We start from the raw sequence: 24,031 nt of genomic DNA on the forward strand, positions 1-24,031 counted from the left end.
GCTCGCGCACGGCGGCGGCCTGGCCCTGCCGCGCCAGGCGGTTCAGGTCTTCGCGCAGGTCGGCGGGCAGGGTGTGGGGCGGCGGCGCGGGGCTGGCGGGTGGCGAGCCCTGCGAGGCAGGGGCCTTGGCCGGCGTGTTGTCGTGCACCCATTCCAGCTGCAGGGCGGCCTGCAGGGCCTGCAGCAGTTCCGATTCGATGATGGGCTTGCCCACGAAACCCTGGCACTGGGCGGCGGCCAGCCGAGCGGGCTCGTTGTCGAACTGGTTGGCCGAGACGAAGACGATCGGCAGTGCCGCCGCCGGGCGCAGCGCCCGCAGCAGGGCGGCCGTCTGCCAGCCGTCGAGGTCGTCCATGGTGATGTCCAGCAGCACGAGGTCGGGGGGCGCCTGCCGCACGATCTCCAGGCATTCGCGGCCGCTGGCGGCCTCGCGCACGGTGAATCCCAGCGGCACCAGCAACCCGGCCAGCAGCTGGCGCTGCAGCGGCTGGTCGTCCACCACCAGCAGCGTGCGGCGCGGCGCGATGTGGCCGATGACGGGTCGCAGGGCCACGGCGTGCGTGGGGCGCCAGGCCGGGTCGGGGGAGATGCCGGGCAGGTACAGCCGCACGGTGAAGGTGCTGCCCTGCCCGTGCCGGCTGGCCACGGTGAGCTGGCCCCCCATGAGTTCGGTGAGCAGGTGCGTGATGGTGAGGCCCAGGCCCGTGCCCGCCTCGCTCGCGCGGCGCCCGGCGCTGCCGCGCTCGAACGGCAGGAAGATGCGCTCCAGGTCCTGCGGCTCGATGCCGATGCCGGTGTCGATCACCTCGATGCGCGAGACGTGCGGGCGAAAGTCCAGGCGCAGCCGCACCTCGCCCTGCTGGGTGAAGCGCACGGCGTTGGACAGCAGGTTGATGAGGATCTGGCGCAGCCGCTTTCCATCGGCCCGGATCCAGTCCGGCACGGTGCCCAGCGTCTCCACCACGAAGGCCAGGCCCCGGGCCTCGGCCTGCGGGCGCAGCATGCCTTCGACGTTTCGGATCAGCTCGGCCAGCGGCAGCGGCGCCAGGTCCAGCCGCAGCCGGCCCGCCTCGATGCGGGCCAGCTCGAGCGAGCCGTCGATCAGCGCGTGCATGTGCTGGCCGCTGTGCTGCATGGTGGACAGCGTCTCGCGCATCCAGCCGTCGGTCTCGGGGTTCTTGAGCAGGATCTGCGTGTAGCCGAGGATGCTGTTGAGCGGCGAGCGCAGCTCGTGCGTCATGCCGGCCACGTAGCGCGTCTTGGCCATGCTGGCGGATTCGGCCCGGTCCTTGGCGGCCTGCAGCTCGGCATCGGTGCGCTTGTGGGCTTCGATCTCCTGCAGCAGCAGCTGCGTCTGCCGCTCGGACTCGTCCTGCGCCATGCGCCGGCTGTCGGTGCTGAGCACCACCCACCAGGCGCACACGGCCGCCAGCAGGGACAGCAGGGCGAACACCTTCAGGAACGGGGTGCGCAGGAACTGGGCCGGTGTCTCCAGCCCCTCCTGCACATAGACCACGCCCACCAGGAACGCCATCACCGCGCACAGCGACACCAGCACCATCAGGTACTGGCCGAGGCGGAAGTTCACGCGGGCCGCCCAGGTGCGCGGCAGCAGCAGCGCGGCCACCGCGCGCAACTGGTCGGCCGCGCGCGAGCCGGTCTTGCAGCGGTCGTGGCAGCGCGATTCGAGCGAGCAGCACAGCGAGCAGATGGGCGCGCCGTAGGCCGGGCAGCGGGCCATGTCCTCGGACTCGAACGGGTTCTCGCACACGGCGCAGCGCACGGACTCGCCGGGCTTCCACAGCGTGTCCGGCATGCGGGCCAGGTAGTAGCGCCCGCCGGTGGCCCAGGCCAGCAGCGGCGACAGCGCCATCGACAGCGCCAGCGCGATGAAGGGCGAGAACGCGGCCGCATGGTCGCCCAGCAGGCCGGCATAGGCGCAGCAGGCCACGGCGGCCGCCAGCACCATGGCCCCCAGGCCCACGGGGTTGAAGTCGTACAGGTGCGCCCGCCGGAACTCGATGCCCCGGGGCGACAGGCCCAGCGGCTTGTTGATGACGAGATCGGCCACCAGCGCGCCCACCCAGGCGATGGCCACGTTGCTGTACACGGCCAGCACCTTCTCCAGCGCGCCGAACACGCCCAGCGTCATCAGCAGCGTGGCGATGCCCACGTTGAACACCAGCCACACCACGCGTCCCGGGTGGCTGCGCGTGATGCGGGCGAAGAAATTGGACCAGGCGAGCGAGCCCGCGTAGGCATTGGTCACGTTGATCTTCACCTGCGAGACCACCACGAACACCACCGTGACCGCCACGGCCAGGCCCGGCAGCCCCAGCGCCTGCATGACCTGCTGAAAGCCGGCCAGGAACATCTGCGTGGGCTCGGCCGCGCGGTGCGTTCCCACCTCGAACTGCAGCGCGGCGAAGGCGAGGAACGCGCCGCCCGCCATCTTGAGCATGCCCATCACGATCCAGCCCGGGCCGGCCACCAGCACCGCGCCCCACCAGCGCCAGCGATTGGCGGCGGTGCGCTCGGGCAGAAAGCGCAGGATGTCCACCTGCTCGCCGATCTGCACCACCAGGGAGAAGATCACTGCCGCCGCGGCACCGAACATGAGCGGATCGAACTGGCTGCTGCCGCTCTTGAGGCCCGACAGCCCTGCGAAGTCGCGGTACAGCTGCGGCTGCGCGAGCGCGATCCACACGAAGGGCAGCAGCAGCAGGAAGAGCCACAGCGGCTGCGTCCACGCCTGCAGCCGGGAGATGAGCGTGATGCCGCGCATGGCCAGCGGCAGGATCACGAGGGACGACAGCACATAGCACCACTGCAGCGGCCAGTCCACCACCATCTGCAGTGCCAGCGCCATGATGGCGGCCTCCAGCGCGAAGAAGATGAAGGTGAACACCGCGTAGATCAGCGAGGTGATGGTGGAGCCCAGGTAGCCGAAGCCCGCGCCGCGCGTGAGCAGGTCCATGTCCAGCCCGTAGCGCGCCGCGCAGTAGGCGATCGGCAGGCCGGTGAGAAAGATCAGCACGCCCACCGCCAGGATGGCCCACATCGCATTGGCGAAGCCGTAATTGAGCGCGATGGCGCCGCCGATGGCTTCGAGCGCCAGGAACGACAGCGAGCCGAACGCCGTGTTGGCCACGCGCCATTCGCTCCAGCGCCGAAAGCCCTTGGGCGTGTAGCGCAGCGCGTAGTCCTCCATCGTCTCGTCGGCCACCCAGGCGTTGTATTCGCGGCGGAACCGAAAAATGGTCTGCGGCGCGGTCTGGGGGGTGGGCGGTGCGATCGGGGCCATGCCGGGCCTGCATGCAAGAAACGTTCTTGTCCGCGCCTTGCGCCGGGGCCGGGCGGGCGGCTACGTCAATTGACGTATGGGCGCGCAGCAGGGTTGTCCCTAATCTTGGCCCCAGCGCGGAACCACCGACGCCGTCCAACCACCCCGTATTGCCTGTTGCAAGGAGCGCTCCCATGAAGCACCCCCTCGATCCGAATGTCTCCCCCCTCCTGGCCGCGGATGCGGGCCGCCGCCGGCTGCTGCAGGCCATGGGGGCCGCCTCGGTGGCGGGCCTGCCCGCATGGTCCTTCGCGCAGCCCACGGCGCAGGTCAACACCACCAAGCTGGCGGTGACGGACACCGAGGTCACCGTGGGCCAGCTGCATTCGGCGACCGGCACCATGGCCATCTCGGAGACGGGATCGATCCAGGCCGAGCAGCTCGCCATCGACCAGATCAACGCCATGGGCGGCGTGCTGGGCCGCAAGATCAAGGTCATCAAGGAAGACGGCGCCTCCGACTGGCCGACGTTCGCTGAAAAGTCCAAGAAGCTGCTCATCAACGACCACTGCGCCGCCGTGTTCGGCTGCTGGACCAGCGCATCGCGCAAGGCCGTGCTGCCCGTGTTCGAGAAGGAGAACGGCCTGCTGTACTACCCCACGTTCTACGAGGGCCTGGAGCAGTCCAAGAACGTGATCTACACCGGCCAGGAGGCCACGCAGCAGATCCTGTACAGCCTGGAATGGGCCAAGACCGAGAAGAAGGCCAAGACCTTCTTCCTGATCGGCTCGGACTACATCTGGCCGCGCACCTCGATGAAGATCGCGCGCAAGCATGTGGAGAACTTCCAGAAGGGCAAGGTCGTGGGCGAGGAGTACTACCCGCTGGGCAGCACCAACTTCGGCTCGCTCATGAACAAGATCAAGGTGCAAAAGCCCGACTGCCTGTTCGTCGCCGTGGTGGGCGGCTCCAACGTGGCGTTCTACAAGGCGCTCAAGGCGGCGGGCATCACGGGCGACAAGCAGTTGCTGGTGACGCTGTCGGTCACCGAGGACGAGATGACCGGCGTGGGCGGCGAGAACTTCGCGGGTTTCTATTCGTCGATGAAGTACTTCCAGTCGCTGGACAACGAGAACAACAAGAAGTTCGTGGCCGCCTTCAAGGCCAAGTACGGCCCCAATGCGGTGATCGGCGACGTCACGCAGGCGGGCTACCTGGGTCCCTGGCTGTGGAAGGCCGCCGTCGAGAAGGCCAAGAGCTTCGACGTGGACAAGGTGGTGGCCGCATCGCCCGGCATCGAACTCAAGACCGCGCCCGAGGGCTACGTGAAGGTGGACGCCAACCACCACCTGTGGAGCAAGTCCCGCATCGCGCAGGGGCTGCCGGACGCCACGTTCAAGGTGGTGGCCGAATCGCCCGAACTCATCAAGCCCGATCCCTTCCCCAAGGGATACCAGTGACCACCCCCTGAGGCGCTGCGCGCCTTCCCCCTCTCTCGCTGCGCGGGAGGGGGACGACACCCTCGGTGCGGGGCGGCCCTTCCTCGGTGTCCCCGGCATGAGGCCGCGCCGGTCGTCAGTCCCGCGCCTGGTGCGGACCGTTGTGAGGGCGGCACTGCCGCATCGGGTTTTTTTCTTTGATGGGCTTGCACGCAGGAGCTGCACCATGACCTTTTCCGAAATGATGAACATCGGCCTGATGCAGGGCTTCGCCGGCCTGAGCCTGTTCGCCGTGCTTCTGCTCATGGGCCTGGGGCTGGCGATCATCTTCGGCCAGATGGGCGTCATCAACATGGCGCACGGCGAGTTCATGACCATCGGCGCCTACACCATCTACCTGGGCTCCACGCTCGCGTCCACGCACGCGCCGCAGTGGATGCCGTTCTATTTCCCGCTGGCCATCGCCGCGGCCTTCGGCTTCGCGTTCATCGCGGGCTGGCTGGTGGAGTGGGGCCTGATCCGCCACCTGTACAAGCGCCCACTCGACACCCTGCTGGCCACCTGGGGCATCAGCCTGGGGCTGCAGCAGTGCTTTCGCACCTTCATCGGCCCCAAGGAAGTGAGCCCGACCCTGCCTGACTGGCTGCTCGGATCGTGGGCGCCGCCGAGGGGCTGGACATTCCCATCAACGGCCTGTTCGTGCTGGCGCTCACGCTGGTGGTGACGGCGGGCGTGCTGCTCGCGCTGCACAGGAGCCGCTGGGGCCTGCGGGTGCGCGCCACGGTCAGCAACCGGGTGATGGCCAACGCCATCGGCATCGATACGAAGAAGACCGACCGACTCACCTTCGCCATCGGTTGCGGTATCGCGGGGGTGGCGGGCGCCGCGTTCACCACCATCGGCTCCACGGGGCCCACCTCGGGCTCGCTCTACATCGTCGATGCGTTCCTCGTCGTCACCTTCGGCGGCGCGGCGAGCCTGCTGGGCACGGTGGTGTCGGCCTTCGGCATCGCGCAGACGCAGTCGATCACCGAGTTCTTCCTGGCCGGCTCCATGGCCAAGGTGATCACGCTGTCGCTGATCGTGCTGATCCTGATGGTGCGGCCGCAGGGCCTGTTCGCCTCGAAGGTGCGCCGCTGAGCGCGCGCCCACTGCTTTGCCCCCACCCTGCACCCACCGGAGTCGTCCCATGAATGCCCTCAAAGCCTGGATCCTGCGCTACCAGTTGGCCAGCCTGGTGCTGCTCACGGTGCTGCTGGCCGTGGTGCTGCCGCTCGCCCTGGACATCTTCCGGCTGAACCTCGTGGGCAAGTACCTCACGTATGCCTTCGTGGCCATCGGCCTGGTGATGGTGTGGGGCTATGGCGGCGTGCTCAGCCTGGGGCAGGGCGTGTTCTTCGGTCTGGGCGGCTATGCCATGGCGATGTTCCTCAAGCTCGAAGCCTCCGACCCCGTGAGCACCAGGATCCAGTCCACGCCCGGCATCCCCGACTTCATGGACTGGAACCAGATCACCGAGCTGCCCGCCTTCTGGGTGCCTTTCAAGAGCCTGCCGTTCGCGCTGGCGGCCGTGATCGTGGTGCCCACGCTGCTGGCCTGGATCGTGAGCTTCGCCATGTTCAAGCGCCGCGTGGGCGGGGTCTACTTCGCCATCATCACGCAGGCGGTGGCGCTGATCTGCACGGTACTCATCATCGGCCAGCAGGGCTACACGGGCGGCGTGAATGGCATGACCGACCTGAAGACCCTTTGGGGATGGGACACGCGCACCGACAGCGCCAAGTACATCCTGTACTACGTGTGCGTGGCACTTTTGGTGCTGTCCATCGTGCTGTGCCGCTTCATCCAGACCAGCAAGCTGGGCACGCTGCTGCTGGCCATGCGCGACAAGGAAGACCGCGTGCGCTTCTCGGGCTACGACGTGGCCAATTTCAAGGTCTTCACCTTCTGCCTGGCGGCGGCGCTCTCAGGCATCGGTGGTGCGCTGTTCACGCTGCAGGTGGGTTTCATGTCGCCCAGCTTCGTGGGCATCGTGCCGTCCATCGAGATGGTGATCTACGCCGCCGTGGGGGGGGCGCATGAGCCTGGTGGGCGCGGTGTACGGCACGCTGCTGGTGAACGCGGGCAAAACGTACTTCTCGGAGAGCTTTCCCGACTTGTGGCTGTTCCTCATGGCGGGGCTGTTCATCGGCGTGACCATGGCCTTCCCGCTGGGGCTGGCCGGCCTGTGGGAAAGCCGCATCGTGCCCTGGTGGAAGGGCCGCCGCGAGGCCCTGCGCCAGGCGGCGGTACCCGCGCCGCAGGCCGCCGCGGCACGCAGCGCCGCGGTGGACACCGAGCCGGCGGCGCGCGAGCCCGGCCTGCCCGAAGGCACCCGCCGCCAGAGCGCCTGAGCGCACGCAACCGGAGCACCTCCCATGAGCAACACCGACTTCGCCCTGGCCTTGGAAGACCTGACCGTCTCGTTCGACGGCTTCAAGGCCATCGACACCCTCACGCTGTACGTGGACAGGAACGAGCTGCGCGTGATCATCGGCCCCAACGGCGCGGGCAAGACCACGCTGCTGGACCTGATCTGCGGCAAGACGCGCGCCACCAGCGGCAGCATCAAGTTCAAGAACGAGGAGCTGACGCGCATGGCCGAGCACAAGCGCGTGCGGCTGGGCATCGGCCGCAAGTTCCAGACGCCGTCCATCTACGAGAACCTGTCGGTCTTCCAGAACCTGGAGGTGTCCTATCCCACCGGGCGCACCGTGTTCGGCGCGCTGGCCTTTCGCTGCACCAGCGCGGTGAAGGAGCGGGTGCAGGACGTGGCCGACGACATCGGCCTGGGCGGGCTGCTCGCCACCGAGGCCGGCCTGCTCTCGCACGGCCAGAAGCAATGGCTGGAGATCGGCATGCTGCTGATGCAGGAGCCCGAGCTGCTGATGCTGGACGAGCCCATCGCCGGCATGAGCGCGCGCGAGCGCGAGCTCACGGCCGAGCTGCTGCAGCGCATCTGCAGGAACCGCGCGGTGATCGTGATCGAGCACGACATGGAGTTCGTCAAGCGCATCGCGCACAAGGTCACCGTGATGCACCAGGGAAAGATCCTGGCCGAAGGGTCGATGGACAAGGTCCAGAACGACCCCAAGGTGATCGACGTGTACCTCGGCCACTGAGACGCGCCGCTGCCCTTTGCCCACGCCTTGAGTTTTCTGGAGTCCCCCCATGCTGAAAGTCACCGACCTGCACGTCGCCTATGGGCAGAGCGAAGCGCTGCACGGCATCTCGTTCGAGGGCCGCGCCAACGAAACCGTGGCCATCATGGGCCGCAACGGCATGGGCAAGACCACGCTGTTCAAGAGCCTGATGGGAGTGATGCCGGTCAAGAGCGGCTGCATCACCGTGGCCGGCCAGGAGGTGACGCGGGACGAGAGCTTTCGGCGCGTGGCCAAAGGCATCGCCTACGTGCCGCAGGGCCGCATGATCTTCCCCACGCTGACGGTGGAGGAGAACATCCAGACCGGCCTGGAGAACTCGAAGACCCGCCAGATCCCCGAAGAGATCTATGCGCTGTTCCCCGTGCTGTGGGACATGCGCCGTCGCAAGGGCGGCAATCTTTCGGGCGGGCAGCAGCAGCAGCTGGCCATCGCCCGTGCGCTGGTGACCGATCCCAAAGTGCTGCTGCTGGACGAGCCCACCGAGGGCATCCAGCCTTCGATCATCAAAGACATCGCCCGCGCCCTCAACGAGATCCGCAAGCTGCGCCAGATCACCATCGTGGTGAGCGAGCAGGTGCTCTCGTTCGCCATGGACGTGGCCGACCGCCTGTTCGTGATCGAAGGCGGCCGCCTGGTGCATGAAACCGCCCGCGCTGACACCGACCAGCAGCGCATCAAGGCCTACCTGTCCGTGTGAACGGCCACGGTCCGCGACGGATTTTTCGTTCCTTCCCTCTCGCCTTCTCTTCCCTTCACTTTCCAGGAGCACGCCATGGCTGAAACCCTCATCCACGTCGATCTGAGCCAATCGCCGACCCAGAACGAGAACATCCACAACCGCTGGCACCCCGACATTCCGATGGCCTGCTGGGTGAATCCGGGCGACGATTTCATTCTGGAAACCTTCGACTGGACCGGCGGCTTCATCAAGAACAATGACAGCGCCGACGACGTGCGCGACATCGACCTGACCACGGTGCACTACCTCTCGGGCCCGGTGGGCGTGAAGGGCGCGGAGCCGGGCGACCTGCTGGTGGTGGACCTGCTCGACATCGGCGCCAAGCAGGACAGCCTGTGGGGTTTCAATGGCTTCTTCTCCAAGAAGAACGGCGGTGGCTTTCTGACCGAGCATTTCCCCGAGGCGCAGAAATCGATCTGGGACTTCAAGGGCATGTTCACCAGCTCGCGCCACATCCCGGGCGTCAACTTCGCCGGCCTGATCCACCCCGGCCTGATCGGCTGCCTGCCCGACAAGAAAATGCTCGACCTCTGGAACGAGCGTGAGCAAAAGCTCATCGACACCGATCCCACCGCCGGCCTGGCCAACCCCCCCTCGGCCGGCACCGCCCACATGGGCCGCCTGACCGGCGAGGCCAAGGCCAAGGCCGCGGCCGAAGGCGCGCGCACGGTGCCGCCGCGCGAGCACGGCGGCAACTGCGACATCAAGGACCTGTCGCGCGGATCGAAAGTGTTCTTCCCGGTCTATGTCGACGGCGCGGGCCTCTCGGTGGGCGACCTGCATTTCAGCCAGGGCGACGGCGAAATCACGTTCTGCGGCGCGATCGAAATGGCCGGCTGGGTGCACATGAAGGTCACGCTCATCAAGGGCGGCATGGCCAAGTACGGCATCAAGAACCCCATCTTCAAACCCAGCCCCATCGTGCCGACCTACAACGATTATTTGATCTTCGAAGGCATCTCGGTCGACGAGGCGGGAAAGCAGTACTACCTGGACGTGAACGTGGCCTACCGCCAAGCCTGCCTGAACGCGATCGAATACCTGAAGAAGTTCGGATACAGCGGCGCCCAGGCGTATTCGATCCTGGGAACGGCCCCGGTGCAGGGCCACATCAGCGGCGTGGTCGATGTGCCCAACGCCTGCGCCACGCTGTGGCTGCCGACGCAGATCTTCGAGTTCGACATCAACCCGAACGCCAGCGGCCCGGTGAAAATGCTGGACGGCAGCATCGACATGCCGCTGTCGCCCGACCTCGTCTGATCCCCCGCCACGACAGGACACCGCGCCATGCCCACCTACGACTACCGGTGCGCCACGTGTGGCTGCTTCGATGCCCTGCGCAGCCTGGCGCTGCGCAACGAGCCCGCTGCCTGCCCCCGGTGCAGCGCTGCCTCCCCCCGCGTATTCGCCAGCGCTCCCCGGCTGGCCTGCGTGAGCCCGGAGCAGCGCCGTGCGTTCGACACCAACGAGCGGGCGCAGCATGCGCCGCGCTCCTCCCGCAACGGTGAAGAAGGCAGTTACGGGCGGATGCGCCATCCGGCGGGGTGCGGCTGCTGCGGCTCTGGCAAGCGCAGCGCCACGGTGACGGCGGCGAACGGAGCGAAGGCGTTTCCGTCCAAGCGGCCCTGGATGATCAGCCACTAGGCGACCGGGACGTAGGCGAGCCGTGGGGTGCCGCCCCATGGCCCACGCATGACCAAAATGACGGGGGCCGCGGCCCACAGAAGGCGCAGCTGCGCTGTTGTCTTACCCCTGGGCGGTGCCTGTTGCGACACATTTCGCCCATGGCAAATCGTGTGGCAAGGTGGGTTGAGCCCTGGCGCCTGTCGGCTTGCGGCCGCCGGGCTGGACTGGCGTGGCTGCCGCTTCTCGCGGCACTGGCCGGCTGTGAAGGCCGTGATGATCTGGCTTCCAGCGGATGCCTGCCGCTGCGTGCGCCGGCCCGTGTGGTGCTGCTGCAGGAATCCGGCCTCTATCAGGTGCGCGATGCGCCGACGCTCGTGCTCTCACCGCATCCGCGCGATACGGCGAACGACCGCTTTCACGGCCTGCAGCAGGTCCGCACGCTGCCGCCCGGGACGCCGCTGGAGATCACGCGCCTGGAGCAGGCCTGGGGTTTGGACGTGGGCAAAGGGCGCATCAGTGCGTTCGGCACGTCGCCGCAGGGCGAACCCTTCGAGTACGGTTGGGGTGGCGGCACGCAGATCGGCCGCGCGCCCTGGGAGCCGGCCTCCGTTGCGCCACTTCGGGCGGTGCGGTGCGGCGATTGAACCGCTCACTCAGAAAGACAAAGGAGCACAGATGGCATTTTCTTTTCGCAGCGCCGCATGCATGGCGGTCTTGGCCGCAGCGGCCCCGGCTTTCGCCCAGAGCGTTCTGTACACCGCGCGCCCGGCCATCGGGCTGAGCGTGAGCGACAAGATGGCGACCCGCCAGCCGCGTGTGGAGTTCACCGTGACCACGCCGGACGGGAAGACGACCACCGCGACTGCCGAGCCCCAAGGGGGCGGCGAGCGTGCCGGGACCGTGCACTATCCCAGCGATTTCGGCAACGCGGGCACCCGCGTGGGCGATTACACCTGGGTGGCTCGTATCGGCGGCAAGGTGGTGCTCGACGGACGTTTCAGCTATCGGCCGACGCCCGAGGGGCAGCTGCTGTTCGTTCCCCGATAGAGGCGGTCCGATCCGGCGGCCATGAATAAAAAAGCGCCTGCCCACATTGCGGTGGGCAGGCGCTTTCGAAACCGGCCAGCCCTTGTGCAAGGGCCGGCGCTTTCTCACGCGGATCAGGCGGTCACGGCAGCCAGCGCCGCATTCAGCGTGGCGCTGGGCCGCATCACGGCCTCGGTCTTCTTCGGGTCGGGCAGGTAGTACCCGCCGATGTCTGCCGGCTTGCCCTGCACGTCCGCCAGTTCACCGACGATCTTCTGCTCGTTGTCGGCCAGCGTCTTGGCCAGCCCGGCGAACTTGGCGGCCAGGGCCGTGTCCTCGGTCTGCGCGGCCAGTTCCTGGGCCCAGTACAGGGCCAGGTAGAACTGGCTGCCGCGGTTGTCCAGCTGGCCGGTCTTGGGGCTGGGGTTCTTGTTGTTGTCCAGCAGCTTGCCGGTGGCGGTGTCCAGCGTCCTGGCCAGCAGGGTGGCTTGCTGGTTGCCGGTCTTCAGGCCCAGGTCTTCCAGGCTGACGGCCAGGGCCAGGAACTCGCCCAGCGAATCCCAGCGCAGGTGGTTTTCTTCCACCAGTTGCTGCACGTGCTTGGGCGCCGAGCCACCAGCGCCCGTTTCGTACATGCCGCCGCCGGCCATCAGGGGCACGACGGACAGCATCTTGGCGCTGGTGCCCAGTTCCATGATGGGGAACAGGTCGGTCAGGTAGTCGCGCAGGATGTTGCCGGTGACGCTGATCGTGTCCAGGCCGCGGATCACGCGCTCCAGCGTGTAGCGCATTGCGCGCACCTGGCTCATGATCTGGATGTCCAGGCCGGTCGTGTCGTGGTCCTTCAGGTAGGTTTTCACCTTCTTGATGACCTCGTTCTCGTGCGGGCGGTACGGGTCCAGCCAGAACACGGCGGGCATGCCGGAGTTGCGGGCGCGGGTCACGGCCAGCTTCACCCAGTCGCGGATCGGCGCGTCCTTCACCTGGCACATGCGCCAGATGTCGCCTTCTTCCACGTTCTGGCTCAGCAGCACTTCGCCCGTCGCCAGATCGACGATGTTGGCCACGCCGGCTTCAGGCACTTCGAACGTCTTGTCGTGCGAACCGTACTCTTCGGCCTGCTGGGCCATCAGGCCCACGTTGGGCACGGTGCCCATGGTCTTGGGGTCGAAGGCACCATGCCATTTGCAGAAGTTGATGATCTCCTGATAGATGCGGGCGAAGGTGCTCTCGGGGATCACCGCCTTGGTGTCCTTCAGGCGGCCATCGGCGCCCCACATCTTGCCGCCGTTGCGGATCATGGCGGGCATCGAGGCATCGACGATCACGTCGTTGGGCGAGTGGAAGTTGGTGATGCCCTTGGCCGAATCGACCATCGCCAGCTCGGGGCGGTTTTCGTGGCAGGCGTGCAGGTCGCGCTTGATCTCGTCCTGCTTGCTCTGGGGCAGCGTGGCGATCTTGTTGTACAGATCGACCATGCCGTTGTTCACGTTCACGCCCAGTTCTTCGAACAGCTGCGCATGCTTGGCGAAGGCTTCCTTGTAGAAGATGCGCACGGCGTGTCCGAAGACGATCGGGTGCGACACCTTCATCATCGTCGCCTTGACGTGCAGCGAGAACATCACGCCGGTCTTGTGCGCGTCCTCGATCTCCTTTTCGTAGAACTCGAGCAGGGCCGTCTTGCTCATGAACATGCTGTCGATGATCTCGCCGTCCTTCAGCGACACCTTGGGCTTGAGCACCGTGGTCTTGCCGCTCTTGCCGACCAGTTCCATCTTCACGTCGCGCGCCTTGTCGAGCGTGATCGACTTTTCGCCGTGGTAGAAGTCGCCGTGGTGCATGTGCGAGACGTGCGAGCGCGATGCCTGGCTCCATTCGGCCATGCTGTGCGGGTTCTTGCGGGCGTATTCCTTGACGGCCTTGGGTGCGCGGCGGTCGGAGTTGCCTTCGCGCAGGACCGGGTTCACCGCGCTGCCGATGCACTTGTTGTAGCGGGCGCGGATGTCCTTTTCTTCGTCGGTCGTCGGATTTTCGGGGTAGTCGGGAATCGCATAGCCCTTGCCCTGCAGTTCCTTGATGGCCGCCACCAGCTGCGATACCGATGCGCTGATGTTGGGCAGCTTGATGATGTTGGCGTCAGGCGAGAGCGTCAACTTGCCCAGGGCGGCCAGGTTGTCGGGCACGCGCTGTGCCTCGGTCAGGCGCTCGGGAAACTGGCCCAGGATGCGGCCGGCGACCGAGATGTCGCTGGTCTCCACGTGGATGCCCGCTGGGGCCGCGAAGGTCCGCACGATCGGCAGAAAGGCGGCGGTCGCCAGGGCGGGGGCTTCGTCGGTCAGCGTGTAGATGATGGTCGGTTGCGTCGTGCTCATTCGCTTGCGTTCCTTGGGAAGGGGTGACAGATCAGCCGGTGATTTTCGCGCTTTCTGAAGGCAGTCGGCACAGATGCCCCTCAGCGCCGTTCGGGGCAGGTGCCCACGCGCCCGATCATGGGCATGAAAGGGGTGCCCGCTGGACGCGCTGCTGCAGGCTCACGCGCGCTGTGCCGATGCCCGGGTGACCAGCCAGATGCCGCCGCACACCAGCACCAGGGCCACCGCGTTGCGCCATTCGAGCAGGCTTTCTTCCAGGAACCAGGCCGACAGCAAGGTGCCGAACACGGGCACCATGAAGTTGAACGCGGTGATGAGGCTCACCCGGTTGTGCTTGAGCAGCAGGCTCCAGATCGAGATGGCCAGCGACGACAGCACCACCAGATAGGCCAGCAGCGATGACGAAGCCCACGTCACCTCGCCCAGCGCCCCCCCCAAGGCATAGCCGAGCGCCAGCAGCACCATGCCGCCGATGGTCAACTGGTAGGCGGTCATCACGATGGGGTCCATCCCCTGGGAAATGCGCTTGCCGTAGACGCCGCCCAGCGCCAGCACCAGGGCGGCGATCACCACGAAACCTTCGCCCAGCAGGGCGAACTCGAAATCGGTCAGCGTTCCGGCCAGCCCGGCGCCGAGGTTGACCGCCATGACCCCCGCGAAGCCCACGATGCAGCCCCAGGCCTTGGCATGGCTGATGCGGTCGTTGTGGTACAGGAAATGCGCCAGCAACACGCTGAAGAAGGTGCCGGTGGCGTTCATGATCGACGCCTTCACCCCCGTCGTGTTTGCCACGCCGATGTAGAAGAAGATGTATTGCAGCGTGGTCTGCAACAGACCCAGCAGCGCCAATTGGCCCCACGCCCGGGCCGGCCAGCCGCTGATCTGACGGCCGCTGGCGGCCACCCAGGCCAGCAGCGCCAGGCCCGCCAGGGCGAAGCGCCAGCCGGCGAACACGAGCTTGGACGGGGTGTCGCTGCTGTCGATGCCGAACAGCGCGTAGCCATTCTTGATCGCCGGATACGAGCTGCCCCAGAGCAGGCAGCAAAACAACGCCAGCAGGAAGACGTTCCTGCGTTGCGCTAGTGGGGAGATAGGGGGCGACATGGCTTCTTTCCAGGCGGGGCGGTGCCCCAAAATGGTGAATTTTGCACAAGTTGTACGACAACTCTGCATGTAAATATCCTGACTTGGCCGAATGTGGCCTCTTTTAGAGTATTTTTGCTCCTTATTGTCCGATGACTATCCGAAACCGCAGTGAACTGGCCTCGGGAGCCGATCACAAGGCATGGGCCCACCTCCGACGGCCCTGCGGCGGCATCGACGTGAGTACGGAAGGACTGCCTCGGCAGTTTCAGGAAACCCTGGCTGCTTTTCAAGCCTTGTCGATAATGCGGCGCAATGCGACTGACGTTCGTTCCGCTCCTCCTGTCCTGCTGCACGCTGGCGGCCGTGTCCGGCTGCACCAGCCCGCCCGCACCCCATGGCGAGGTCAAAGGCGCGTCTGCGAATGGCAGCGAATTGGGGCAGTCCGACGTGAACCGCATGGCGACGCTAGCCATGCGCGAGAACCTGGACAGCCTCTACCGGCTGATGGACAAGCTCTACCGCCGCAACCCTGCCGAATGGCGCAAGACCAGCGCCGTGGGCCGCGAGCAGGCCATGGAGCAGGTCCGCACCACCATCGAGAAGGGCGGGGTGTGGGCGCCCTTGCAGGGGCGGCGCGACATCGCGGCGATGGCCGCGGCCCTGGCGCCCGAATTCGCGGGCGACCGCGTGGCGGCGTTCATCTATGCCACGGCCGACATGATGATCACCGCGCACGACGGAAAGATCGAGTTCTTCCTGCTCGACAGCCTGGATGCCCAGCACCTGTACAACGCGGCGCGCAATGTGGAGATCGCCGTGTGGATGCTCTCGCAGCGCCGCACCGCGGCGGGCCAGCCGCTGCTGCTGGCCGACGAGATTGGTCCGCAGGGGCGCAATCTGAGCTTCGAGCGCGAGTTCGGCAAGATCATCGGCCGGCTCGATCTGCTGTCGGCGGTGGCCACCGAAAAGTACCGCCGTGCCGCCATCACCTATGTGCAGGGGCTGGTGGGTGGCTCGTTCCTGCAATTCCTGCCGGTGCGCTAGCGACCCACTCGAAATGGCCGGCCGGCGGCGTGCCCTAGCGCCGGCCGCGTAAAATCCGGCCGCCCCCGAGGAGCGTTGCAGCGCCTGCCGATCAACCGGCTCAACCAGGCGTCAGGCTCGGGCGGCGATGGCCCCACTGTCCAACGACGCTCGCCTGTTCCCAACTACCGATTGCGCAGGTGAGCCTGATGTCCGCCCCCCTTATCCCGCCTCCCATGAAGCTCTCGGGCCTCGAACCGGTTTCCATCGGCGAGGGCACGCTGTTCGTCAACATCGGCGAGCGCACCAACGTCACCGGCTCCAAGGCCTTCGCCCGCATGATCCTGAACGGCCAGTACGAAGAGGCCCTGGCCGTCGCGCGCCAGCAGGTGGAAAACGGCGCGCAGGTCATCGACATCAACATGGACGAGGCCATGCTCGACAGCAAGGCGGCCATGGTGCGCTTCCTGCAGTTGATCGCCTCCGAGCCCGACATCGCCCGCGTGCCCATCATGGTGGACTCCTCCAAGTGGGACGTGATCGAGGCCGGCCTGCGCTGCATCCAGGGCAAGGGCATCGTCAACTCCATCTCCATGAAAGAGGGCGTGGAGAAGTTCAAGCACGAGGCGCGCCTCGTGAAGCGCTACGGCGCCGCCGCCGTGGTGATGGCCTTCGACGAGGTGGGGCAGGCCGACACCTACGAGCGCAAGATCGAGATCTGCGAGCGGGCCTACCGCGTGCTGGTCGACGAGGTGGGCTTTCCGCCCGAGGACATCATCTTCGACCCCAACATCTTCGCGGTGGCCACCGGCATCGAAGAGCACAACAACTACGCGGTCGATTTCATCGAGGCCGTGCGCTGGATCAAGCAGAACCTGCCGGGCGCCAAGGTCTCGGGCGGCGTGTCGAACGTGAGCTTCAGCTTCCGTGGCAACGACCCGGTGCGCGAGGCCATCCACACCGTGTTCCTGTACCACGCCATCCAGGCCGGCATGGACATGGGCATCGTCAACGCAGGCATGGTCGGCGTGTACGACGACCTGGAGCCCACCTTGCGCGACCGCGTGGAAGACGTGGTGCTCAACCGCCGCCCCGATGCCGGCGAACGCCTGGTCGAGGTGGCCGAGACGGCCCGCAGCGGTGCCAAGGACGAAAGCAAGCGGCTCGAATGGCGCGGCACGCCCGAGCACCCGAAGACCGTGGGCGAACGCCTGTCGCACGCGCTGGTGCACGGCATCACCGACTTCATCGTGGAAGACACCGAAGAGGCCTACCAGGCCATCGTCGCCAAGGGCGGGCGGCCGCTGCACGTGATCGAAGGCCCGCTCATGGACGGCATGAACGTGGTGGGCGACCTGTTCGGTGCGGGCAAGATGTTCCTGCCGCAGGTGGTCAAGAGCGCCCGCGTGATGAAGTCCGCCGTGGCCCACCTGATCCCCTACATCGAGGAAGAAAAGCGCCAGGACGAACTGGCCGGCCGCGACGTGCGCAGCAAGGGCAAGATCATCATCGCCACCGTGAAGGGCGACGTGCACGACATCGGCAAGAACATCGTCACCGTGGTCCTGCAGTGCAACAACTTCGAGGTGGTGAACATGGGCGTGATGGTGCCCTGCCACGAGATCCTGGCGCGCGCCAAGGTCGAGGGCGCGGACATCGTGGGCCTGTCAGGCCTGATCACGCCCAGCCTGGAAGAGATGCAATACGTGGCCGGCGAGATGCAAAAGGACGAGCACTTCCGCATCAAGAAGATCCCGCTGCTCATCGGCGGCGCCACCACCAGCCGTGTGCACACCGCCGTCAAGATCGCGCCGCATTACGAAGGCCCCGTGGTCTACGTGCCCGATGCGTCGCGCAGCGTGAGCGTGGCGCAGAGCCTGCTGGGCGACGGCGCCGACCACTACGTGCAGGAGTTGAACGCCGACTACGACAAGGTGCGCACCCAGCACGCCAACAAGAAGCAGACGCCCCTGTGGCCGTTGGCGAAGGCCCGCGCCAACCGCACGCCCATCGACTGGTCGGCCTACCGCCCGGCCACGCCGCGCCTGCTGGGGCGGCGCATGTTCAAGAACTTCGACCTCAACGAGCTGGCCCGGTACATCGACTGGGGACCGTTCTTTCAGACCTGGGACCTGGCCGGCCCGTACCCTGCCATCCTGACCGACGAGGTGGTGGGCGAGCAGGCCACGCGCGTCTTCGCCGACGGCAAGGCCATGCTGCGCCGGCTGGTGGAGGGCCGCTGGCTGAGTGCCAGCGGCGTGCTGGCGCTGTACCCGGCCAACAGCGTGGGCGACGACATCGAGTTCTACACCGACGAATCGCGCACCGAGGTCGCCATGACCTGGTACGGCCTGCGCCAGCAGACCGAAAAGCATGTGATCGATGGCGTGCCGCGCCCCAGCCGGTGCCTGGCCGACTTCGTGGCGCCCAAGGAAAGCGGCGTGGCCGACTACGCGGGCTTGTTCGCCGTCACGGCGGGCCTGGGCGTGGAGAAGAAGGAGCAGGCCTTCGTCGATGCGCTGGACGACTACTCGGCCATCATGCTCAAGAGCCTGGCCGACCGCCTGGCCGAAGCCTTTGCCGAATGCCTGCACCACCGCGTGCGCACCGACCTGTGGGGCTATGCGGCCGGCGAGCAGTTGAGCAACGACGACATGATCGCCGAGAAGTACCAGGGCATCCGCCCCGCGCCCGGCTATCCGGCCTGCCCGGACCACAGCGCCAAGAGCGAACTGTTCCGCGTGCTGCAGTGCGGCGAGATCGGCATGGGCCTCACCGAAAGCCTGGCCATGACGCCCGCCGCCAGCGTGAGCGGCTTCTACATCGGGCATCCCGAGAGCCAGTACTTCAACGTCGGCAAGATCGGCGAAGACCAGGTGCACGACCTGGCCACGCGGCGCGGCATGGACGAAGGCATCCTGCAGCGCTTGCTCGCACCCAACCTCTGACCGGCGGCGGCGTCACGGCGGTGCCCCCGCCGCGTCACGCGGACGTCACTCTGGCGCCACAGTCGGCGGGAAGAATGAAGGACTTCATTCCTTCCCTTCTTCCCACGCCATGACCATCCCTCTGCAGCGCTCGCCGCTGCCTCTGATCGGCCGCCCGTTGCCGGGCGCCAGCGCGCTCTTTCTTGCCCTGCTGCTGGCGGGCTGCGGCGGGAGCGGTGGCTCGGATGCCACCGCTCCCGCCGCGGCGGCCACGTGCGCCAGTCCGGACACGCACTGCGCGCCCAAGCCCTGAACGGGGCAGCCCCCCGCAACCCCGCTCACGGACAAGAAAGACTCCTCCAAATGACCGTCGATTCCTCCAAACGCAATTTCCTCACGACCGCGCTCGGCGTGGGAGCGGCTTCGGCCACGCTGACCGCCTTCCCACCGGCCATCCGGCGTGCCCTGGCCATCGAAGCCCACAACGCCACCGGCACCATCCAGGACGTGCAGCACGTCGTCCTGCTGATGATGGAGAACCGCTCGTTCGATGGGTACTTCGGCACCTTCAAGGGCGTGCGCGGCTTCGGTGACCGCTTCCCGATCCCGACGCCCAACGGCCGCAACGTTTTCTACCAGACCTACACCAAGACGTCGCCGCCCAGCACCTATGTGCCCTATCGCCTGGACGAAGCCAAGGGCAACGCGCAGCGCGCCGGCAGTACGCCCCACACCTGGCTGGACTCGCAGGCGGCCTGGGACCACGGGCGCATGTCCCAGTGGCCCGATGCGAAGCTGCCCTTGTCGATGGGCTACTACGAAACGGCGGAGGTGCCGTTCCAGCGCGCGCTGGCCGATGCCTTCACGCTGTGCGACCACTACCACTGCGGCATGCACACCGGCACCATCGCCAACCGGCTTTTCTACTGGACCGGCACCAACGGCCCGAACGGTGTCAGCCCCATCGATGGCTCCAGGGTCCGTGTCGCGGGCCTGAACAACCAGTTTAACGGTGGCAACGACATCGGCGCCTCCACCGACGGCTGGACCTGGACCACCTACGCGGACCGCCTGGAGAAAGCGGGCGTGAAATGGAAGGTCTACCAGAGCCTGATCGACAACTTCGGCTGCAACGAGATGATGGGCTTTCGCCACTGGCGCGCCGAGATCGAGAAGATGCCCGCGGACCGCAAGCCGATCTACGTCGCCAAGACCGACATCACGCAGCCGGTCGATCTGGCCGGGCCGTTCTACAACGCCAGGATCGACGATCCGCTGAGCCCGTTGGCCAAGGGCTTCGGCAACACCATGCCGCAGGGCTTTCTGGAGACGTTCCGCGAGGACATCCGCCAGGGCACGCTGCCGGCGGTGTCGTGGATCATTCCGCCTTCGGTCTACAGCGAGCACCCCGGGCCGTCGAGCCCCGCACAGGGCGGCTGGTACGTGCAGGAGGTGCTGGACGCGCTCACGGCCAACCCCGAGGTCTGGAGCAAGACCGTGCTGCTGATCAACTACGACGAGAACGACGGCTTCTTCGACCACCTGCCTTCGCCCGCCGCACCGTCGCGCAATCCCGATGGCAGCCTGGCCGGTGCCTGCACGCTGCCCGCCGCCGACGTGGCGGTGGAGTACCACGATTTCCAGCCCGCCACGCCCAGCCAGCCGGCGGCCGACGGCAAGCCCTACGGCCCGGGCCCGCGCGTGCCGATGTGGGTGGTGTCGCCCTGGAGCCGGGGCGGCTGGGTCAATTCGCAGGTGTTCGACCACACCTCCACCCTGCTGTTCCTGGAAAAGCGCTTCGGCGTGGCCGAGCCGCAGGTCAGCCCCTACCGCCGCGCGGTCTGCGGCGACCTGACGAGCTGCTTCAACTTCGTCAACCCCAACACCGAAACCTTGCCGACCCTCGCGGGCCGCACCAACAAGGTCGCAGTGGACGCGCGGGTGGCAGCGCAGGCCCAGGCTGCCAAGCTGCCCCAGCCCACGGCCACGGCCGATGCCGCCCTGCCGGTGCAGGCCGAAGGCGTGCGGCCCTCGCGGGCGCTGCCCTATGAGCTGCACACCACGGCCCAGGCCAGCGCCGGTGCCGGCACGGTCACTTTGCTGTTCGCCCACACCGGCAAAGCGGGCACCGCGGCGGCGGTGTTCCACGTGTACGACAAGAACCACCTCGACCGCATTCCGCGGCGCTACGTCGTGGAGGCCGGCAAGGCCCTGAGCGGCGTCTGGAACGCCGCAGCCGATGGCGGGCGGTACGACCTGTGGGTGCTCGGCCCCAACGGCTACCACCGCGAGTTCATCGGCGACCTGCAGCAGCAGGGGGCCACCGGTGGCCCCGAGGTGCAGGTCTGCTACGAGCTGTGCGAGCCGCCGCAGGTGCGGGTCAAGCTCTACAACCGCAGCAGCAGCGCAATGACGTTCTCCGCCGAGGCACGGGCCTATCGCGGCGACGGGCCCTGGACGCGCAGCGTGGCGCCCGGCGGCGTGGAGGAACTCGCCTGGCCCCTGGGCGACAGCGGCAACTGGTATGACTTCGTGGTGCGCTGCAGTGCGGCGCCTGCATTCCAGCGCCGCTTCGCCGGCCGCATCGAGACCGGCAAGGACTCGGTGTCCGACCCTGCCATGGGCCACGCTGGCTGAGGCTGCAGGCGGACTGGCGAACTGTTCCGACACCTGGCCGCGCGGCCCTGGTGTGCAATGGGCGCCATGTCCCCATCGTTTCTCACGCCATGGATCGAGCGCGCGAAAGCGCTCGCCAGCCCCATCATGCCGCTGGTGCGGGCGGCCAATCTCTGGCTGGATGCGGACGGAATGCGCATGAGCGCGGCGATGTCGTTCTACGGCCTGCTGAGCCTGGCGCCGGTGCTGCTCCTGCTGGTGGGGGTGCTGGGCTGGTGGATCGACAAGTCCTACCTGGAAAGCACCATGGTCAGCCAGGTGCGCGGCGTCATGGGCGACCGCGTGGCCGAAGTGGTGCAACTGGCGCTGTCCAGCGCGCGGGCGCCGTCGGAAGGGCGGATCGCTTCCATCGTTGGCTTCGTGCTGCTGCTGTCCGGCGCCACGGGCGTGTTCGTGGAGCTGCAGTCGGCGCTGGAGCGGCTGTGGGCACGCGATTCAGCCCCGGCGCCGGAGCAGAAGGCGTGGTGGCGCATGGCTTCGCTGCGGGTGCGGGGGCTGGCCTATGTGCTGGCCATCGGTTTCCTGCTGCTGATCTCGCTGGTGGTGTCCACCGTGATTCACGTGGTGGCCACCTGGGCCAGCGCGCGGCTGCCCATGGCAACGGGCCCGCTGCTGCAGCTGGCGAACGAATTGGTCGCCTTCGGCATTGCCGTGCTGCTGTTCGTGGGGCTGATGCGCATCGGCGGCGGGCAGAAGCCGCCGCTCATCTGCCTGGTGTTCGGGGCGGTGGTGGGCGCCATCCTCTTCACCGTGGGCAAGCAGCTGCTGGCCCTGTACCTGGCCACCGCGGCGGTGGTGTCGGCGTATGGCGCTGCCGGCTCCCTGGTGGTGGTGCTGATGTGGATCTACTTTTCGTCGGCCGTGCTGCTGTTTTCCGCCAGTTGCGCGCGGGCCTTCCAGGAGGTGCGGGAGGAAAACCTGGAAGGGCCGCCGGCCCGGCATCGCTGAGGCGGCCGAGGGGCACTCGCAAACCAGGGCCGCCGTGTCAGGCCCGGGGCGGGGCGGCCTGCAGGTGCGTGCCCAGTTGCAGATAGCGTGCGAGCCGCAGGGCGTTCTCGGGCGCGTGGATCTTCATGGTGTTGTCGAAGAAGCAGAACACGTCGCGTCCGGTCCGACGCGGTGCCGTGTCCGGTGGCGCGACCGTCGCCAGCCCCTTCGGTGCCTGGCCGTGGGCCCAGGCGCGGATGCTTTCGCCCCACTGCGCGATCTGCGCATCGCTGTAGCCGCTGGCATAGAGCTGCTGCGCGCCGTGCAGCCGCAGATAGAGGAAGTCCGCCGTCACATCGCCCAGTTCGGGCCATCGCCCGCCGGTATCGGCCACCACCAGGGCCACGCGGTGGCGCCGCAGCAGGTCGATGCACTCCGGCGTGCGGTAGCTGGCGTGCCGCACTTCCAGGGCATGGCGCAGGCGCCAGGGGCGGGACGGCTGGAGCAGCTCGCGGCCGTGCATGCGGTCCTCCCGCGCCTGCGCCAGCGTGGCGGCAGCGTCGGTATCGTGCGGCAGCAGGGCCAGAAAGTCCTCCAGCAGCGCCGCATCGAATGGCAGGCTCGGCGGCAATTGCCACAGGATGGGTCCGAGCTTGGCGCCCAGCGCGAACAACCCCGACGCCATGAAATTGGCCACCGCCGCCCGCGCCTCGCGCAGCCGCAGGATGTGGGTGATGTAGCGCGGCGCCTTGACGGTGAACACGAAGCCCTCGGGCGTGTCCGCCGCCCACCGGGCGTAGCTGGACGGGCGCTGCAGCGCGTAGAACGAGCCGTTCAGCTCGATCGCGGGAAACTGGTGCGATGCGAAAGCCAGTTCCTTCGCCTGGACCAGATCTTCTGGATAGAACGCGCCCCGCCAGGGCGCATAGCGCCAGCCGGACACCCCGATGCGGATCTGTGCAGCCATCTGTGTGCCTCCTCACGCACACCGGGTGGCATGCGTGGCGCCAGTGTGGTGTGTGGCCGACATTCCCGCCACCGCCTGTCGGCGCGCCTGGTGGTAGGCGCATTCGCACAGACCCTTTGGGCAAACAGCTACTTACTTCGTTTACAGAACGCCCTGCCGTGTGAAGCGGACCCGCGTGTACCCTGCCTTCGAAACACCTGAAAAAGGAGAACACCATGGGTCTCATCGTCCGAAACAATCCCTCCCTCGCGCCGGCACTCGGCGCCTCCGCAGCTCCCGCCGGGGGCGCTTCCGTCAAATGGCTGTGGGCGGCCGTGGGTGCGCTGGGCGTGAGCGTGCTGGCATTGGGCGCCACCCTGGTCATGCAGCAGCGCGGCGGCAGCGCCCCCGCCGAGTCTGCCGCGCAGGTCGCGCAACTGGCCCCCGGTGCCACGCGCACGCCAGAGGCCGAAGTCATCAATGAACGGGCGGGCGCCCAGCCCGCACGGCAGCCGCAGCCCCTGGCCCAGAACATCGTGAACCGGGCCCCGGCCTCGCCGCAGTACGGCAGCGGGTCGGGCGGTGGGTACGACGCCTCCGCGGACGCCGGCCGGCCGGTGGCCATGCCGGCCCAGGCGCCGGTGTGCAGCACCTGCGGCCGCATCGAGTCGGTGCAGACGGGTGCAGCAGGCCGCTCCCGCGTCCGGCGTGGGTGCCGTGGCGGGGTGGGGGTGCTGGGGGGCCGTCGTGGGCAATCA

The 24,031-nt window shown here is 67.3% G+C and carries 16 protein-coding genes, 3 pseudogenes and 1 riboswitch; of the genes and pseudogenes, 15 read left to right on the forward strand and 4 right to left on the reverse strand.

Annotated features, from left to right (window positions below; translation table 11 throughout):
- Positions 1-3,304: hybrid sensor histidine kinase/response regulator (locus AC27IO_RS09170; RefSeq protein WP_498738568.1), on the reverse strand; the 3,304-nt coding region annotated here is incomplete at its 3' end.
- 173 nt (positions 3,305-3,477) lie between these two features.
- On the opposite strand from AC27IO_RS09170, the gene urtA reads away from it, so the two are divergent.
- The 9 genes and pseudogenes from urtA to AC27IO_RS09215 all read left to right on the forward strand — a co-directional run bounded on the left by urtA (position 3,478) and on the right by AC27IO_RS09215 (position 11,337).
- On the forward strand, positions 3,478-4,743 hold the full coding sequence (gene urtA / locus AC27IO_RS09175) for an urea ABC transporter substrate-binding protein (RefSeq protein WP_272549824.1): 1,266 nt from the start codon (positions 3,478-3,480) through the stop codon (positions 4,741-4,743).
- 205 nt (positions 4,744-4,948) lie between these two features.
- Positions 4,949-5,862: pseudogene (urtB, locus tag AC27IO_RS09180) on the forward strand (urea ABC transporter permease subunit UrtB).
- Positions 5,863-5,911: 49 nt separating this feature from the next.
- Positions 5,912-7,115 (forward strand): annotated as a pseudogene (urtC, locus tag AC27IO_RS09185) (urea ABC transporter permease subunit UrtC).
- Between the two features lie 24 nt (positions 7,116-7,139).
- Positions 7,140-7,883 carry an urea ABC transporter ATP-binding protein UrtD gene (gene urtD / locus AC27IO_RS09190; protein WP_498738571.1) on the forward strand — a complete coding sequence of 248 codons (744 nt, stop codon included), beginning with the start codon at positions 7,140-7,142 and terminating at the stop codon, positions 7,881-7,883.
- A 49-nt stretch (positions 7,884-7,932) separates the two neighbouring features.
- A complete protein-coding gene (gene urtE / locus AC27IO_RS09195; RefSeq protein WP_284405725.1) occupies positions 7,933-8,622 on the forward strand; it encodes an urea ABC transporter ATP-binding subunit UrtE in 690 nt (229 codons plus the stop codon).
- A 75-nt stretch (positions 8,623-8,697) separates the two neighbouring features.
- Positions 8,698-9,924 (forward strand): formamidase, encoded by a 1,227-nt coding sequence (gene fmdA / locus AC27IO_RS09200; protein WP_272566030.1) that lies wholly within the window; start codon positions 8,698-8,700, stop codon positions 9,922-9,924.
- Positions 9,925-9,951: 27 nt separating this feature from the next.
- Entirely contained in the window at positions 9,952-10,308 is a 357-nt protein-coding gene (locus tag AC27IO_RS09205; RefSeq protein WP_498738573.1) for a zinc ribbon domain-containing protein, read from the forward strand.
- A 140-nt stretch (positions 10,309-10,448) separates the two neighbouring features.
- Positions 10,449-10,934 carry a hypothetical protein gene (locus AC27IO_RS09210; RefSeq protein WP_498738575.1) on the forward strand — a complete coding sequence of 162 codons (486 nt, stop codon included), beginning with the start codon at positions 10,449-10,451 and terminating at the stop codon, positions 10,932-10,934.
- 31 nt (positions 10,935-10,965) lie between these two features.
- Positions 10,966-11,337 (forward strand): hypothetical protein, encoded by a 372-nt coding sequence (locus AC27IO_RS09215; RefSeq protein WP_487113684.1) that lies wholly within the window; start codon positions 10,966-10,968, stop codon positions 11,335-11,337.
- 113 nt (positions 11,338-11,450) lie between these two features.
- On the opposite strand, the gene AC27IO_RS09220 is transcribed toward AC27IO_RS09215, so the two are convergent.
- Both AC27IO_RS09220 and AC27IO_RS09225 read right to left on the reverse strand, forming a co-directional pair.
- Positions 11,451-13,688, reverse strand: a complete 2,238-nt coding sequence (locus AC27IO_RS09220) for an NADP-dependent isocitrate dehydrogenase (RefSeq protein ID WP_317357208.1) — start codon at positions 13,686-13,688, stop codon at positions 11,451-11,453.
- Positions 13,689-13,847: 159 nt separating this feature from the next.
- Positions 13,848-14,792 (reverse strand): DMT family transporter, encoded by a 945-nt coding sequence (locus tag AC27IO_RS09225; RefSeq protein WP_498738578.1) that lies wholly within the window; start codon positions 14,790-14,792, stop codon positions 13,848-13,850.
- A gap of 294 nt (positions 14,793-15,086) precedes the next feature.
- Between AC27IO_RS09225 and AC27IO_RS09230 the strand changes: the two genes are divergently transcribed.
- The 5 genes from AC27IO_RS09230 (at position 15,087) to AC27IO_RS09250 (ending at position 22,348) form a co-directional block, all read left to right on the forward strand.
- Positions 15,087-15,818 (forward strand): hypothetical protein, encoded by a 732-nt coding sequence (locus tag AC27IO_RS09230; RefSeq protein ID WP_498738580.1) that lies wholly within the window; start codon positions 15,087-15,089, stop codon positions 15,816-15,818.
- A gap of 61 nt (positions 15,819-15,879) precedes the next feature.
- Positions 15,880-15,977, forward strand: a riboswitch (S-adenosyl-L-homocysteine riboswitch).
- 11 nt (positions 15,978-15,988) lie between these two features.
- Entirely contained in the window at positions 15,989-18,745 is a 2,757-nt protein-coding gene (gene metH / locus AC27IO_RS09235) for a methionine synthase (RefSeq protein WP_284394759.1), read from the forward strand.
- 109 nt (positions 18,746-18,854) lie between these two features.
- Entirely contained in the window at positions 18,855-19,037 is a 183-nt protein-coding gene (locus AC27IO_RS09240; protein ID WP_498738582.1) for a hypothetical protein, read from the forward strand.
- Positions 19,038-19,087: 50 nt separating this feature from the next.
- Positions 19,088-21,361: a phosphocholine-specific phospholipase C gene (locus AC27IO_RS09245; protein ID WP_498738584.1), complete on the forward strand. Its 2,274-nt coding sequence runs from the start codon at positions 19,088-19,090 to the stop codon at positions 21,359-21,361.
- A gap of 66 nt (positions 21,362-21,427) precedes the next feature.
- Positions 21,428-22,348 carry a YihY/virulence factor BrkB family protein gene (locus tag AC27IO_RS09250; RefSeq protein ID WP_498738585.1) on the forward strand — a complete coding sequence of 307 codons (921 nt, stop codon included), beginning with the start codon at positions 21,428-21,430 and terminating at the stop codon, positions 22,346-22,348.
- 37 nt (positions 22,349-22,385) lie between these two features.
- On the opposite strand, the gene AC27IO_RS09255 is transcribed toward AC27IO_RS09250, so the two are convergent.
- Entirely contained in the window at positions 22,386-23,294 is a 909-nt protein-coding gene (locus tag AC27IO_RS09255; RefSeq protein WP_498738587.1) for a DUF72 domain-containing protein, read from the reverse strand.
- A gap of 215 nt (positions 23,295-23,509) precedes the next feature.
- Between AC27IO_RS09255 and AC27IO_RS09260 the strand changes: the two are divergent.
- Positions 23,510-24,031: pseudogene (locus AC27IO_RS09260) on the forward strand (glycine zipper 2TM domain-containing protein); the annotation flags it as partial.

It is taken from the genome of Acidovorax sp. KNOB132 (genome assembly GCF_057541515.1).